Here is a 16,039-nt window from a genome sequence, read left to right as displayed (position 1 = left end):
TGACAAACGCCCGGTCCTGAAGATCGCGCCAGCTATCGCGGAGAGTGCCGACCGTTGCAAGTATCGCTGTTGGCAGTTCGGAACTTGCTCCACCGGACCAGCGTCAGCCTCCCTCCGCGCATCGCGAGTCCGTGACGATCGATCTCCGCTTCCCCCCAGAGCTTTCAGGACGTTTCTGTGCCGATCGCATATGATGCGACACGACTTTTCTTGGGGCCGCTCTCGCTGACCCCGCGCGGCATCGACCGTGTCGACCTCGCCTATGCGCGCCATTTCTTCCAGCACTCGACAGAAGATTGCTGTGCGATCCTGCCGACGGCCTGGGGCACGCGGGTTTTCCCGCGTGAACGGGCGCTTCGCGGGCTCGCGCGTCTTGAGGAATTATGGGCGGAGAACCGACTGCCCGCCGTCGACCGGACCTGGGCCGCCTTTGCTCCGTCGATCAATGCCGGCCAGTCGTCGTGGCATCTCGCGCCCAATGGCGCACTCGCCCTGACGGGGCGGATGACCTCGCTGCTGCGCGCGACCGGGATCGGCCTCGGCCGCGATGCCGCCAGCACGCTTGGGCGGAACACCGTCTATATCAATGTCGGCCAGATCGGGCTCGCCGTCCCGTTCCTGCTGCGCTGGCTGAAGCGGCGCCCCGACATCCGCCCCCTCTTCATGCTGCACGATGTCATTCCGCTCGAGATGCCGGAATATGTCGCCCCAAGCGCGGTCAAGGCCCATGCGGCGATGGTCGATCAGACGGCGCAATACGCGGCCGGCCTGATCGTCACGACGAAGACCGCTCAGCGCGCAATCGAGGCCGAGTTGCAGAATCGCCGCGTCAGGGAGCTGCCCACACTGGCCTTGCCCCTGCCCGTCCCCTCGATCTTCCGCGAGCCGCCCGACCCGGACCCGGCGCTCGCCGGCATTCCCTATTTCGTCGTCTGCGGCGCCATAGAACTCCGCAAGAACCATCTGCTCCTTCTCGAAGTCTGGAAGCGCCTGCACCGCCGCTTCGGTCCGAGCGCCCCGCATCTCGTCATCGCCGGCTCGAAGGGCTGGCAGGGCGACCTGATTCTCGACCGGCTGAAGCGCAGCGGCCATGTCAGCGGCCACATCCATGTGCTCCAAGGGCTTTCGACGCCTGCGCTCAAGCGCCTGATCAGCGGCGCCCGGGCCTTGCTGATGCCGTCCTTCATCGAAGGATTCGGCTTGCCGATCGTCGAGGCGGCGGCACTTGGGACGCCCGTCATCGCCTCAGACATCGCCGCTCATCGCGAAGTCGGCCATCCTGCGACGATGTTCGTCGATCCGATCGACGGACCTGGCTGGGAGGCCGCCGTGATGGCGTTGCTGAACGCGGGACCGAGTCGGCTGACCGGAACCGACGGCTATGCGAATTTTACCTGGTCTGACTACTTTTCTGCGCTGGGCCCATTCATCCGCGAAATCGAAGCCGCCGGATTGGCCTGAATATTGTATTTTCTGCGCTGGCCCCTTATCAGCGGGCGAGCTTTAGAAGAGCCTTGCTTGGAGTGGACTACCGGCCACTCTCTTGCATGAGATGGGCAGGATTTCAGGGGTCGATGTCGTTTCGGGAGCCGCCGACCTTTGCTGGATCAGCGATCATCGGAGCCGCCGGTATTCTCCCCGGCGCGAATGATCTCGGATCTTTCTGGCAGATGTTGCTGGATGGTCGCAACGTCATCTCGGAGCGGCCGCTCCGGCGCTGGAGCATCGAGCGATTCCTGCGGGCAGGTGATCCCAGTCCCGGCTTTTCATACACCTTCGCCGGCGGCTATCTGAACGACCCGTTCGGCTTCGACCCGACACCGTTCAACATATCGCCGCGCGAAGCGCAGCAGATGGATCCGCAGCAGCGCCTGCTGCTGACGGCAACCTGGCAGGCTTTTGAGGATGCCGGCCTGCCGCCCTCATCGCTCGCCGGGCGCAATGTCGGCGTCTATGTCGGCGCCTCGCTCGCCGATTATCAGAGCGTCGGCGCCTTCGATCCGGCGGTGATCGGCAGCCATTTCATGACGGGCAACGCCCTATCGATCCTGTCGAACCGCATATCCTACGTCTTCGATCTGAAGGGCCCGAGCTTCACCGTCGATGCCGCATGCTCGTCGTCCTTCGTGGCGCTTGTCCAGGCCGTCAACGCGCTGCGCGCAGGCAAGGTCGATCTGGCGGTCGTCGGCGGCGTCAACATGCTGCTTTCGCCGGTGCCGTTCATCGGGTTCTCGCAAGCCCGCATGCTGTCCCCGACCGGGATGTGCAGACCCTTCTCGGACGCGGCCGACGGCTATGTCCGGTCGGAAGGAGCCGTCGTCCTCTTGCTGCAACGCGAACCCGAAGCCATCGCGGAAGGCCGTCGCATTCGCAGCGTGGTCGTCGCCGCAGGTACGAACGCCGACGGGCGAACCAACGGCATCTCGCTGCCCTCCGGGGAGTCGCAGCGGCACTTGATCGAGAACACCTACGACGCGATTGCACTCGATCCGAACAAGCTGGCCTTCGTCGAGGCCCATGGAACGGGGACCAAGATCGGCGATCCCATCGAAGCGGTCGCCATCGGCGAAGCCTTGGGCCGGCGACGCGCGGCCCCCCTGCCGATCGGCTCGGTCAAATCGAACCTCGGCCATCTCGAAGCCGCCTCGGGACTGGCGAGCCTGCTGAAGGCCAGTCTCGCACTCGAGCACCGCCTTCTGCCGCGGTCGCTGTTCGCCGATGCCCCCAATGCCGCAATCCCCTTCGCCGATCTCAACCTGGCACCAGCGTCACAGCCACTGACACTGCCGGCGGACGCCGGCGACCTGTTTGCCGGCATCTGCAATTACGGGTTCGGCGGCACGAACGGCCATGCCGTCCTGCGCTCGGCGCGCATTCATGAACCAGTGAGGACCTTCTCAACACCGCGGTCCGCTGCCGAGATCCTGCTAGTCTCGGCCGGCACGGAAGAGGCCCTGAGAGAGCGCTCGCTGGACCTCGCCGAGGCCATCGCAGACGGCGTCAGGTCAGAGCGTATCGCGAGTGCCCTCGCCTACCAGCACGAGGTGATGCCTCACCGCCTGGCGATTCCGCTCGCGGATGGCGCTGAAGCGTCGGGCATGGTCGAGGCGGCCCTGCGTGGTTTCGGACAAGGCGCCAAGACCAGGGACGGGAGTTCGACAGCCATCGCCCACGACGATGATCGCCCAGCGATTTTTGTCTTCAGCGGCAACGGTGCCCAGTTCGCAGAGATGGGCAGCGGCGCCTATCGCCAGAACCCTGCTTTCCGCCGCGAGATCGACGAGATCGACGCCATCTATGCCGGCATCGCCGGTTGGTCGATCGCGGAACATCTGCGCCGAGGCATCACGGCCGAGCAGCTCGAGCCGACCTCGATCGCGCAGCCGATGATCTTCGCGGTCCAGTCGGCTCTTGGCGCGGCCTTGCAGCAATATGGCATCCTGCCGGTCGGCGTTCTCGGCCATAGCGTCGGCGAGATCGCGGCGGCCGAGTGCGCCGGACTGATCTCGCGGTCCGACGCCCTGCGCATCATGCACAAGCGCAGCCAGCATCAGGAGGCCGTGCGCGGCAAGGGCCGCATGCTCGTCCTGGCGACCGACGCCCCGGCCGTCGAGGACCTGCTGAGCGAGGCGGGCACCGACGGCGTCGACATCGCCGCCTACAACAGCGCCCTGTCGACGACGGTCTCCGGCCCGGCTGACCAGCTCGAGCGTCTTGCCCGCCTCGCTCGCAAGAAGCGGGTCGCCGGTGTGCCTCTGCAAGTCGACTATCCCTTCCACTCGCGCGCGCTCGAGGGCGTGCGTGCGGCGCTGGTCGGCGATCTCGGCGGGCTGGCGGCCGGTGACGGCCATGTTCCGTTCTACTCCACGGTTACCGGGCAGGTGCTCGCGCCGACCGAGTTGGACGCTCAGTATTGGTGGCACAACATCCGCCGCCCTGTCCGCTTCGTCGAGGCCGTCGAAGCCGCGCTCGCGGCTCATCCCGACGCAGCCCTCGTCGAGATCGCGCCGCGCGCGATCCTGACCGGGCCGCTCGGCGACATCGTCAAGGCCAACCAGGCTCAAAGGCCGATCCTCGCGACCTTGGCCGCGAACGATCCGCCGGACCGGGATCCTCTGCGCAGCGTCGTGGCGCGCCTCGCGGTCAACGGCGTCCGGCATGATCAGCGCGCCGTCTTCGGCGACGCGCCCGCCACGGTCGAGGCGCTACCCGCCTATCCGTTCCAGCCGGAGCAGTACCGTTTCGACGGCACCAGCGAGGCGATCACCGCACATGGCCGCCTGATCGGCAGCCAGCCGCTGCACCCCTTGCTCGGGGCCCGCGTCTCCGACGGAGCGGCGGAATGGCGCCAGCTCATGGACCCCGTCCTGCTGCCCTATCTCGGCGACCACAGGGTCGACGGCGGCGCCGTGATGCCGGCCTCGGGCCTGATCGAGATCGGCCTCGCTGCCGGCCGCGAGCTGTTCGGCGACGTTCCGCTGGAGATCGCAGAGTTCGACATCACCAAGGCCATGACCTTTGGCGATGACGAAACCCGCGAGATATCGACGCGCTATTTCGAGAACACGGACACGATCGAGATCTGGAGCCGGCGTCGCTTTGCGACCGGCGACGACTGGATCCTCCATGCCCGCGGAACGCTGTGGCCGATTCCGGACGCTGCGGCCGCGCGAAAGGCCGAGATCCCCGTGGTCGCCGAGCCGATCCTGAGCGAGACCGCCGAGATCTATGCGGCGGCCGAGAGCGCGGGCCTCGACTACGGCCCCCATTTCCGGGTCGTACGCTCGACGCTCCGCGACGAGACCGTCGGCGAGAGCCGCCTTTCGGTTCCGCAGGGCGGCACCGGCGCCTACGACGATCGCCATGCGCTGCACCCGGTATCGCTCGACGCCAGCTTCCACGGGCTATTCCTGGCGCGGCCGCAGCGCGACGGCGAACGCAAGGCGCATCTTCCCATCCGTTTCCGGCAGATCCGCGTCTGGAAGCCGGGACGGGCAGTCACGCATTCGGTGACAAAGCTGATGCGGGAGACGGACCGCTTCAAGACGCTCTCCGTGGCACTGATGGACGATGCCGGAGATCTCGTGGCCTCGGTCGAGGCTGCGGTCCTGCGCTCGGTCCATCTGGTCAAGCCGTTCATGAGCGAGCGGATGTTCCGCGAGGAGCATCTGGCGGTCGGGCCGCTCTCGCTCCCGACGCCGTCGGCCGCCACCGACAGCCTGCCGACGATACAGGTCGAGACGAAACAGCTCTCGCTCGTCATGAAGGCCTTCGCCATCTCGCTGGCGCACAGGGTCTGCCGGGATCTGATGCCGAAGGATGGAGCCGACAGCTTCGAAAGCGTCGAGGTCGACGGCACGGTCGCGCAGAGCGCAGGCGAGCTTTTCGAGCTGGCGCGCAGCATCCTCGCCGCGGCGGGCGCACTCGATGTCACCGATCTGGAAAGCCGGCTTTCCGAATCCTTCGAGATCCCCTCGCCCGAGGCCCTGCTCGGCACCCTCGTCCAGCGTTTCCCGGCGGCGAACCGGGAACTGCGTCTCGCGGCACGCGCGCTGACGCTGGTAGGGCCTTTCCTGCAGACGGGCGAGATCGACCCGCGCGCGGGCGCCCTCGTTCCCGACCATTGGAGCCTGCTCGGCATTTCGGCGGCTGTGCGCGACGTCGCGGCGCAGACCCTCACCGCCTGGGCATCGGCCGCGGCACGGCCCATTCGGATCCTCGTGACGGGAGACTGGAACAGCGGTCTCGCCGACGCCCTGGCGGACGCCGTACGGAGCAGACGCGTTCACGTCACGCTCGCCGTGGCCGATTCAGCGAGTGCCGACGAGAAGCGCCACTGGCCGGGGGTCGGCAGCCTGTTCGACATGCTGGTTCTCGAGGGCATCGAAAAATCAGCGCCCTATGGCTTCGACGCGCTGATCGGCTTCGGCATGCCGCTCTCGCCCTTTGGGGATGCCAACCAGGCAGCCCTTGGCGGCGCGCTCGATCTGCTTGCCGGCGATGCGCCGGTTCTGCTCGTCGAACCGACCGAAGATCGGCATCTCTCGTTCCTGCTCGGCGCGTCGACGCCATCGGTCTGGCAGGACCGGAATGGTGGAGCTGGGGCCAGCCTTGAGGCGGCCCGGCGACATCTGCAGGAGAGGCATGCCGGATCGATCGAGAGCCGTTCGTCATCCGATGCGACGCTGACCCTGCTCACCGCTCGCGCCGCCTCGCTGCCGCGGCCGGCCGTGCCCGAACACATCGCCATCATCGCCGGATCGGAACAGGACGAGGATCCTCGCCGCTACGGGCTGGCGACGGCCACCGCCTTCGGACCCGACAGGACGACCTACCTGCCCGCCTGGCTCGACGGCTTGCCGGCCGGCGAGCGAGCGACGATCGTCGTCGCGTCCGAGACCGCCAGGGTCCACGGCCCCGCGCTGGCCTCGCGCATCGAGGCCCTGGCCGACCTGTTGAAGCTGCTTGCCGGCGCCGGGCGGCCCTGCCGGTTGCTGCTCCTGAGCTCTGCCGATCACGCCGGCGAGGCGCGCAGTGCAGGCGCCGATGCCGGCATCCACGCCTTCATGCGCGTCGCGATCAACGAATATCCCGAGATCGACATCCGCCTCGTCGAGATCACGGGACAGGCGACCGGCCGCGTCGCCGATGTCCTGAGCTTCGACAATGCCGAGCGCGAATTGCGCCTGACGCCATCGGGCATCGAAGTGGCCCGCATCCGGCGTGGCGTCGAACGCGATGCGCCGTTTGGTGCCGACGAGCGCGCCGTTCTGCACTTCGCCGATGGCGTCGGTCTCGATGGTTTCGAATGGCAGCGGCAGCCGCGCCCCGAGCCCAAGGCGGGTGAGATCGAGGTCGAAGTCGCCGCCGCGGGATTGAACTACCGCGATGTGATGGTCGGGCTCGGGCTCCTCGACGACGATCTGCTCGGCGCGGGGCTGACCCGGGCTGCGCTCGGCTTCGAATGCGCCGGCCGTGTCAGCCGCGTCGGCGCCGGCGTCACGCGGCTGCAGCCGGGCGACCCGGTGATGGGCTTTGCCGTCGGCGCCTTCGCCTCGCATGTCGTCAGCCCGGATTGGCACTTCTTCCCGGTGCCCGAAGGCGTTGATCTCGAGGCCGCTGCGACGATCCCCGTCGCCTTCGCCACGGCATGGTATGCGCTCGTCGAAAGAGGCCGCATCCGCGCGGGCAACGACGTGCTGGTCCATGGCGCTGCGGGTGGCGTCGGCCTCGCCGCGATCCAGATCGCCAAGCTGCACGGCGCGCGCGTTCTGGGCACGGCCAGCAGCCCCGCGCGCCGCGCGATCGCCATGGCGGCCGGCGCCGATGCGGTCTTCGATTCGCGTCAGGAACGCTTCGCCTCCGAGATCCGCAGGACATTCGGCAGTGTCGACGTCGTGCTGAATTCGCTGGCGGGCTCGGCCATGCTCGCGAGCTTCCGCCTGCTGAAGCCGTTCGGCCGTTTCCTCGAGCTTGGCAAGCGCGATTTCCTGGATAACACGCAGCTGGCGCTGCGGCCCTTCCTGCGCAACATCGCCTATAGCGGCGTCGATCTCGACGAGTTGCTGGCGGCCGATCCCGAGCTGGTGCGCTCGATGATGGCGAGCCTCTCCGAGGCGTTCCAACAGCAGGGGCTGCGCCCTCTCACCTATCGCAGCTTCGAAGCCTACGAGGTCGGCACCGCCTTCCGCACCATGCAGGCCTCGGAGCACATCGGAAAGATCGTGATCCGGCCGCCGCGCGCCGCCCGCCCGGATCTGGCGGCCGTGCGCTACCGGGCCCGCCCGGGGCTCTATCTGGTCGTCGGCGGCACGACCGGCTTTGGCTTCGCCACGGCGCAATGGCTCGCGCGCAGAGGCGCCTCGCACATCGCGCTGCTCTCGCGACGCGGCGTCGTGGAGCAGGATCTGGCGCCGCAACTCGCGGAAATGCGCGAGCGCGGCGCGACCGTGATCGTCGAGCCGCTGGATGTGGGCGATGCCCCGGCCGTCGCCGCGACGGTTGAGCGGCTGGCGCGCGACCACGGCCCACTGCGTGGCGTCATCCATGCCGCCGTGCATCTCGACGACGGGCTGATCGCCAATCTCTCGCCCGAGCGCTTGCAGCCCGTGCTGAGGACCAAGATCGACGGCGTCATCAACCTCGCCGACGCCACCAGGGAGCACTCGCTCGATCTCTTCGTTGCCTATTCCTCGGCGACAACGCTGATCGGCAGCCCCGGCCAGGGCGCCTACGTCGCCGCCAACGGCTTCCTCGAAGGCTTCATGCGCAGCCGCCGGAGCCAGGGCAAACCCGGCCTCGCCATCGGCTGGGGCGCGATCGCCGATGTCGGCCTTATCGCCCGCGACAAGCAGCTCGGCCAGCGCCTGCGGCGCGCGACCGGCGTCGTCCCGATGCGCGCCTTCGAGGCCCTCGCCCATCTCGGGCGGCTCCTGAGCCTCGGTGACACGGTCGGTCCGGTGCAGTTCTTCGCCGGCATCGCCGGCGGCACGGGCGCCGATAGGCTCAATCTGCTCAAGAGCGCCGCTTTCGCGGACCTCGCACATCCCGGCGGCGAAGCGCGGGCTACCCATGCCGACGATCTCGGCTCGACCCTGCGCGGCAAGAGCCGGGACGAGGCGACCGAGATCGTCACGGGGGTGCTGCGCCGGGAAGTCGCGGAGATCCTGCGCATGGCCGAGGGCAAGGTCGATCTGACGCGGCCTCTCGCCGATCTCGGCCTCGACTCGCTCATGGCGCTCGAGCTCCACATGGCGCTCGAATCCGCCATCGGGGTCCAGATCGCAGTGGTGGGTGCGGGCGACCGCAGCCTTCGCGACATGGCCGCCAACATCGTCGAGCAGCTTGACCAGAGCGAAGAGAAGGCTGAGCCGGTGCCGGCGGAAAACATGCAGGCGACGATCATCAGGCTGGCCAACGTCCACACGAAGATGGAACTCTCTCCCGAACAGGCGAGCGAGATCGAGGCGATGGTTCGCAAATCCGGCCATGGCGGCGCAGAATGAGTGGCGATGGCAAGCCCCTGTCGGATGGCGCCCTCGCCAGCCTCCTGGCACGGATGGATGAGGCTCCGCGCCCCGCACCTGCTTCGGCACCCCGCCCGAGCCGCGCGCAGCCGCGCGTCAGCACCGCCTTCGAGGATCACCCGCTCTACCAGCAGATGAAGTTCCAGCGAAGCTTTGCAGAATTCGCCAAGCTGCAGAGCCCCTATTACCGCCTGCACGAAACCCGCGCCGGCGCGACCTCGGTGATCGACGGCAAGCCGGTCGTCAACTTCGCCTCCTACGACTATCTCGGCTTGAACGGGCATCCGGAGATCGCGGAGGCGGTCTCGCAGGCCGTTGCGGAATTCGGCAGCTCCGTCTCGGCCAGCCGGATCACGGCCGGTGAGCGCCGCGTCCACCGCGACCTCGAGACCGCGCTTGCCCGCAACTACGAGACGGAGGATTGCATCGCCTTCGTGTCGGGCCATGCCGGAGCGGTCTCGACGATCGCGACGCTCTTGGGCCCGAAGGATCTGATCCTCCACGATTCCCTGATCCACAACTGCATCGTGGTCGGGGCGCAACTCGCCGGCTGTGCCCGCCGGAACTTCCCGCACAACGATCTCGATGCGCTCGAAGCCATGCTCGCCGCGGACAGGCACCGGTTCAAGCGGGTCCTGATCGTCTCGGAAGGCCTGTTCTCGATGGACGGGGACGGGCCGGACCTGGACCGGCTGATCGCCATCAAGACCGATTTCTCGGCCTGGCTGATGATCGACGACGCTCACGGGCTGGGTGTGCTGGGAGCCACGGGGCGCGGCATCTTCGAGCATCAGGGTGTCGACCCGCAGGGTGTCGACCTCTGGCTCGGCACGCTCTCGAAATCACTGGTCAGCTGCGGCGGATATGTCGCCGGCTGCGCGGCGGTCGTCGACCTGCTGAAGCACCAGGCGCCGGGATTCGTCTACAGCGTCGGCATGCCCGCGACCAACGCGGTCGCCGCGACCGTCGCGCTTGACCTGATGGGCCGCGAGCCTGCGCGCGTGGCGCGTCTCCAGCAGCAGTCCAGGCGATTTCGGGATCGGGCTCGCGAAGCCGGGCTCGATACCGGCGACAGCTGGGGCTATGGCGTCGTTCCCGTCGTCATCGGCGAGACAGTTCCCACCGTCGTGCTCGCCGAGCGCCTGCTGAAACAGGGCATCAACGCCTTTCCGATCGTGCCGCCGGGCGTTCCGGAGAAGGCCGCGCGCCTGCGCTTCTTCATCAACGCGACGCATAGCGACGACCAGATCGATCAGGCGATCGCCTGCCTCCTGCGGGAAGTGCAGGATCTCGGCGATCATTCCCTGAAGCAGATCCTCCACCGCTAGGCGACGGCCGGGCGTGCCTGCGAGGCACGCGCGTCTGCTGCCGCGCCTGCGTGAATTGACATCAGCTCCGGTCGTCTCCGTCCGTCAGCTCCAAGAAGGGCCTAACCCGGTGTCGAACAACATCCTTCTCGAAGCCCATGCGATGACGCTCAAGCACGGCACCGGCATCGCCACCTATGCCCGCAATCTCGCGAGCGCCGCGACCGGGTTGGGCCATGACGTCGAACTGCTGATCGGGCTGGAACGCAAGATCAACCGCCGGGAGGCCCTTCTTGCGGAAGTGGTGCTCAACGACGCCGTCGATCCGAAGGCCATCGACCCTCTCAAGGAGATCTCGCGCGCGATCGACTGGACGATCGGCGTTCCCGGCGGCGCGAAAACGCAGCGTCTGCCTGCACCACGCATCGTGCTCGACCCGAGCTCGGGAACGACGCCGGATCGGCGCCATCCGATGCTCGGCGCCGTTCGCCTGTGGGAGCGCGCCTATCTCCACTTCAATCGCTTTGGGCGGCGCCTGGCCGTGCACCCTGATCGCCGCACCGACCTGTTCCACGTCACCCGCCCGATGCCGGCCTATGTGAAAGGCGCGGCCAACATCTACACGATCCACGACATCGTTCCACTGCGGCTGCCCTACGCGACCCTGGACAACAAGAAGTACTTCTACCGGACGATCAAAAGCATCGTCGAAACCGCCGACCATATCGTTACGGTGTCGGAATTCACCAAGCGGGATATCCAAGAATTCTTCAATGTCCCGGACGATCGGATCACCACGACATGGCAGTCCGTATCGCTTCCCAAGGAAATCGCCTCTGTGTCAGACGACGAGGTCGCTCGCGACATCGAGAACCGTTACGGCCTCGCCTTCAAGGAGTATTTCCTGTTCCTCGGTGCCGTCGAACCCAAGAAGAACATCTCCCGCATGGTCGAGGCCTTCGCCGCGTCGGGAACGCCGCGGCCACTCGTTCTGGTCGGAGGGCTCGGCTGGCAATATGACCGCGATCTCGAGACGCTTCAGGACGAGCGGCTGCTCAGCTGGCGCTTCGACGGCTCGCATATCAGGCCCGAGCGGCGGGTCCAGCGCCTGCCCTACGTGCCCCTGACTGCCCTCTTCAGCTTGATCCGGGGCGCGCGAGCCGTGCTGCTGCCTTCGCTCTACGAAGGCTTCGGCCTGCCGATCCTCGAAGCGATGCTGCTCGGTACACCGACCATCACCTCGAACGCCAGCTCATTGCCCGAGGTCGCCGGCGACGCCGCCCTCCTGGTCGACCCCTACAGGATCGAATCCATCCGCGACGCGATCAGGACGCTCGATGCCGATGCCGATCTGCGCGCGGACCTCGTCAGCCGCGGGCGCAAGCGCGCCGACTTCTTTTCGCCGGAACGGCATACCGAGCGGATCAAGGCGGTTTATGATCGGGTTCTGGGGTAATCCGGCGCGGGCGCGGGTCAGATGCGAAACCGGCGGCGGAAATTAATCAAATGCTGGAAAAATTCGCCGGAAGGACGCAGCGTTTGGCCCTTCTGACGTGCGGCGGCAAGGCGCGCGCCTTCCGTTTCGAAATCGATCTCACTGTAGAGTTCGGCATAGCGATCCAGGAAGATCTGCTGATCCTCTGAAGACATTTCCGTGTAGCGCAGCGCCTGGCCCTTACTGAACTGGCCGATCCGCGTCTTGCTCTTGAACCTCCGCAGAACCCTGTCCGGCTCGACTGCCGCGCCGATCTGGGCCGCGATGGCCGCCACGACGGCGCCGCTGTCGAAGCAGATGTCATTGTACTTGAAGACTCGGACGCCGGCGATGCCTGCCCATGACCGGAACAGCCCGATCTGGATATCCAGGGCATTTAGCGTATCGGCCACCTCAGCGAATTCGGAGAAGCGGTGCTGCCGCCATTGCCGGGACCGATCGCCATGATCGAGCATGGACAAGGCGATCTCGCGTGGATCGCGGATCGAAGCATTCGCCAGCAATGTGCCGGCAGCGATTTGCCTCGCCAGCGCCCCGATCGGCGGGCCGTGAGTTTTCAGGACGACGTCCCGTCCGGCAGCGGCCTGCTGGATTGATTCGAGGATCGGATCGGTAAGGAAGTCAAAGTAGTTCTCGACTGAATCAGCCGGCCGCAGCGGCGGCCCCAGCCTGACGACCGGTCGCCCGGCCGCCCGGAAGGTCTCCTCCGTGAGCTGATAGAGGAAGGTGCTGGCGGATTTCGTGATGCCGTAGCAGATGTAGATCATGCCATCCCCGCACCGTCTCGACCGCCCCGGTCGCTTCTCAGGAATCGTCTCTGTTGCCACGCCATGATCGGGCGATAGAGGCTGTGAAACCAGGCCAGGAGCGCGATCGTCCTCGACGGCGCGATGATGAAATCTCCGCGTTCCGCGCATGCGACGATCCGCTCCGCCACCTGCGAGGCCGTCAGCACGCCGCCCTGCTCCGAGATCAGGCGCGTCACCAGCGGGCGCTTGAGCCTCTCGCGCTCGAGCTGCGGCGTCTGCGTATCCGGCGGAAACACCACACTGATAGCAATTCCCTCGGCTTCCAACTCGAGGCGCAGGATTTCCGCCAGCGCACGCACGGCGAATTTGCCGGGCGCGTAGCCGCTGTACCCGGCGATGCCGATAAAGGCCGCCCCGGAAGAAACCAGCGTGATCCGGCCACCGCGTCTCATGACCGGCATGGCCGCATGGATCAGATGAAGCGTGCCGAAATAGTTGGTTTCCATCTGCGCCCGGTGGGCGCCGAGATCGAGATCGCGAAACAGGCCGGGCTCGGCGATACCCGCCGAGGTAATCAGCCAGCCGATGCCGCCGTAGCGGGTCGCGATCCCGGCGATCGCATCCTGCACCGCGATCGCATCGGCCACATCGACCGGCAGAAACTCGACAAGGTCGCCGTTGTCGGGGCTCAGGGCAGCGCCCGCATCCCGAAGTCTGTCAAGGTCGCGCGCGAGCAGGACGACGCGATAGCCGCGCCCCAGAAGCGTGCGCGCGCAGGCCAGCCCGATACCGCTCGAGCCGCCGGAAATGACGGCGACCTTCAGCGGAGGCAGCACGGGCATTGCAGGCAATCTCCGGTCAAGCCGTCGCGGGACGGCCGGTCAGCAGTCTCGAATACCATCGTCCCGTAGCCTCCTTTCAGCGATGCTAGCGTAACGACCTGAAGACCAACGCTGTGTTCAGCCCGCCGAAACCGAAGGAATTCGACATGGCGACCGGAATCGGCATAGCCCGACCTTCATTGGGCACGCAGTCGAAATCGCATTCCGGATCGGGAGCGTCGAAATTCGCGGTGGGCGGAGCCATGCCGTTCTCGATGGCCATGACCGTGGCGATGGCCTCGAAGGCTCCCACCGCGCCAAGAGAGTGGCCGGTCACCCCCTTGGTCGAGGACGTCGGCGGCAGCGGCTTGTCGCCGAAGAGCTGCTTCAGAGCCAAAGTCTCAGCCCGGTCGTTGGCGCGCGTCCCGGTGCCATGTGCGTTGATATAAGCCAGGTCGCCTGCGGTCACACCAGCGTCGGCCAGCGCAAGGTTCATCGCCCGCGCCATGCCATCGACATTGGGCGCGACGATATCGCCTGCATCGGCGCAGCAGCCGAAGCCCGCCGCCTCGACGGTCGGCGTCAGGCCGCGGCTGCGCGCATGCGCTTCCGTCTCCAGCACGATCATGCCCGCGCCCTCTGCGAGCACGAGCCCGTCGCGCCCGGCCGCGAAGGGCCGGCATGCCGTGCGCGACATGATCTTCATGGAATCCCATGCATGCAGCGTTCCGACGGTGAGCGGAGCCTCTGTGCCCCCTGCGACGATGATATCGGCCAGCCCGGCCCGCAGGAACTGAAGGGCGGTGCCGATGGCGTGGTTCGACGAAGCGCAGGCGCTCGACGTCACGAAACAGGGGCCGGTCGCGCCCGATACCATTGAGACCCAACTCGCCGACGAGCTCACCATCACCTTGGCGACGGTCATCGGGTGCGGGCGCTTGTGGGCATAGAATCTGGCATATTGCTCGTCGGTGCTGCTCTGCCCGCCGGCGGAATTGCCGAGGATGACGCCGACACGCTCGGGGTGCGGCAGTCCATCCCCCAGGCCGGCCGACACCAGGGCCTGACGCGCCGCAGCGACGGCGAACAGCGCGTTCCGATCACAGACCGAGGCCGAAAGCGGCAGTCCTGCCATGAAGTCGTGGCCGAGAATCTCGCCCACCTGGATGCCCTTGCCCGGCAGGGTGGACGCCTCTCTCAAGCTGTCCTGCCCCGAAATCAGAGCCTGCCAGAAACTCGCGACATCGCAGCCGACCGGCGACACGATGCCGAGCCCCGAAACGACGACACGCGTCATGACACCTGCTTCTTGGCCAGAAGCTTTTGGAGCGCCTCGCAGATCTCGCCGATCGTCCGTGCATCGTTGACGCCATTGTTGGCGTTGTAATCGATCTCGATGCCGAAGCGGTCCTCGATCTTGAAGATGATTTCCACGAAATCGTATGAGTTGAAGCCCGCCTCCTCCAGCGAGGTGTCGCGCCCCCAGCCGGCTGCCTCGACCTTGACCTGGCTGCCCGGCGTCCTTTCCGCGACCACCTCCTTGAGGATCTCGATGATGAGATCGAGCGTGATCGTTGGTGCCTCACTCGCCATGGCCGATTGCATCCCCCTGCGGAACCGCTTGCCCGCACATCTGCCTGAGTTAGCAAAGCGTGCCGACCGCTGGCCAGCCCAAACTGCCCCATAGGCAGTACGCTGATTCGGAAGGTGTCGGTGGTCAGACGGCGTCGAAAACAGCGACGCGATCATCGGCGCTCCGCCAACACGCGCGACAGCCCCGGCGCCCGCTACGCGATCGGCCCGATCGCGTCGTCGAGATAATACCACTGGTCGAGATGCCGGAGGATGATCGGCTCGATCTGCCCGTTGAGGAAGGCGACGTCGGAGAGCGGGCCGTCGCTGCCGGGGGGCATGTGAAACGGCCCCTCGAAATGCAGTCGAAAACGGACATCCTCCAGCCGCTCGCAGTAGACCACGACAAGCTGCGCGCCCGTGCGCCGCGCGAGCTTGGCCACCAGGGCCAGATTGCCCGTGATGTGAGGTGGGCGCCCGAAGAGGGGCGCCATCATCGTATTGCCGCGCTTCTCGTCCGGGAAAACGGCGACGACCCCGTTTGCCTTCAGGATGGACAGCGCGCGCAAAGCGCCATTGCGGTCGGGCGTCAGCACGTTGACATCGAAGTTCCCGCGAGTCGCCTCGGCGATGTCGCGGTGGGCGGCATTCTCCGGAACCTCGGAAATCGAGGCGATCGGCACGCCGATCATCTGCATGGCCGAGGCCAGCACCTCCCAGTTGCCGAGATGCAGGCAGAGCGCGATGGTCGGCATCTTGCCGACATTGGCCTGAGGCGCCTCGACGCCGACGAACTCCATGCGGTCGGCCGCGGCGAAGCGGTCGACGACCGAGAACTCGGCCATCAGGCGCCCGACATTGGCCACGAAGCGCCAGACCAGCTTCTCGACCTCGGCATCGGGCATATCCGGGAAATGCCGGCGGATATTCGCGCGCGCCTTGCGGGCGACCGCGGGATCGATGAAGCGGATCTTCAGCCAGGCCAGACGCGCCCCGAGATCCGAGACGAACGATATCGGCAAGCGGCGCAGCAGCCGATGCAGCACTCTCTCAAGGGCTTGCATGAGGC

The 16,039-nt window shown here is 66.7% G+C and carries 9 protein-coding genes; 4 read left to right on the top strand and 5 right to left on the bottom strand.

From position 1 onward, the window contains the following. Positions 1-177 precede the first annotated feature (177 nt). From VGN82_RS09275 to VGN82_RS09260, 4 genes are all read left to right on the top strand, one after another. A complete protein-coding gene (locus VGN82_RS09275; RefSeq protein WP_327526716.1) occupies positions 178-1,461 on the top strand; it encodes a glycosyltransferase family 4 protein in 1,284 nt (427 codons plus the stop codon). A gap of 86 nt (positions 1,462-1,547) precedes the next feature. After that, on the top strand, positions 1,548-9,005 hold the full coding sequence (locus VGN82_RS09270; protein ID WP_327526715.1) for a type I polyketide synthase: 7,458 nt from the start codon (positions 1,548-1,550) through the stop codon (positions 9,003-9,005). Beyond that, positions 9,002-10,354, top strand: coding sequence for an aminotransferase class I/II-fold pyridoxal phosphate-dependent enzyme (locus VGN82_RS09265; RefSeq protein ID WP_327526714.1), 1,353 nt, complete (start codon positions 9,002-9,004; stop codon positions 10,352-10,354). The genes VGN82_RS09270 and VGN82_RS09265 overlap by 4 nt, the downstream gene beginning before the upstream one ends. Positions 10,355-10,463: 109 nt before the next feature. Then, positions 10,464-11,789: a glycosyltransferase family 4 protein gene (locus tag VGN82_RS09260; protein ID WP_327526713.1), complete on the top strand. Its 1,326-nt coding sequence runs from the start codon at positions 10,464-10,466 to the stop codon at positions 11,787-11,789. Between the two features lie 17 nt (positions 11,790-11,806). Here the strand turns inward: VGN82_RS09260 and VGN82_RS09255 are convergent, their stop codons facing one another. From VGN82_RS09255 to VGN82_RS09235, 5 genes are all read right to left on the bottom strand, one after another. Then, on the bottom strand, positions 11,807-12,595 hold the full coding sequence (locus VGN82_RS09255; RefSeq protein ID WP_327526712.1) for a hypothetical protein: 789 nt from the start codon (positions 12,593-12,595) through the stop codon (positions 11,807-11,809). Next, positions 12,592-13,413 (bottom strand): SDR family oxidoreductase, encoded by an 822-nt coding sequence (locus VGN82_RS09250; protein WP_327526711.1) that lies wholly within the window; start codon positions 13,411-13,413, stop codon positions 12,592-12,594. The genes VGN82_RS09255 and VGN82_RS09250 overlap by 4 nt, the downstream gene beginning before the upstream one ends. A gap of 91 nt (positions 13,414-13,504) precedes the next feature. Then, on the bottom strand, positions 13,505-14,695 hold the full coding sequence (locus VGN82_RS09245; protein WP_327526710.1) for a beta-ketoacyl-[acyl-carrier-protein] synthase family protein: 1,191 nt from the start codon (positions 14,693-14,695) through the stop codon (positions 13,505-13,507). Next, positions 14,692-15,147, bottom strand: coding sequence for an acyl carrier protein (locus tag VGN82_RS09240; protein WP_327526709.1), 456 nt, complete (start codon positions 15,145-15,147; stop codon positions 14,692-14,694). Before VGN82_RS09240 ends, VGN82_RS09245 begins: the two co-directional genes overlap by 4 nt. 38 nt (positions 15,148-15,185) lie before the next feature. Further along, positions 15,186-16,034, bottom strand: a complete 849-nt coding sequence (locus VGN82_RS09235) for a lysophospholipid acyltransferase family protein (RefSeq protein ID WP_327526708.1) — start codon at positions 16,032-16,034, stop codon at positions 15,186-15,188. Positions 16,035-16,039: the final 5 nt, after the last annotated feature.

Source organism: Allobosea sp. (assembly GCF_035999205.1).
Lineage (GTDB): Bacteria > Pseudomonadota > Alphaproteobacteria > Rhizobiales > Beijerinckiaceae > Allobosea.
The sequence above is the reverse complement of the archived record's forward strand: the minus strand, read 5'-3'. Positions and strand labels throughout refer to the sequence as shown.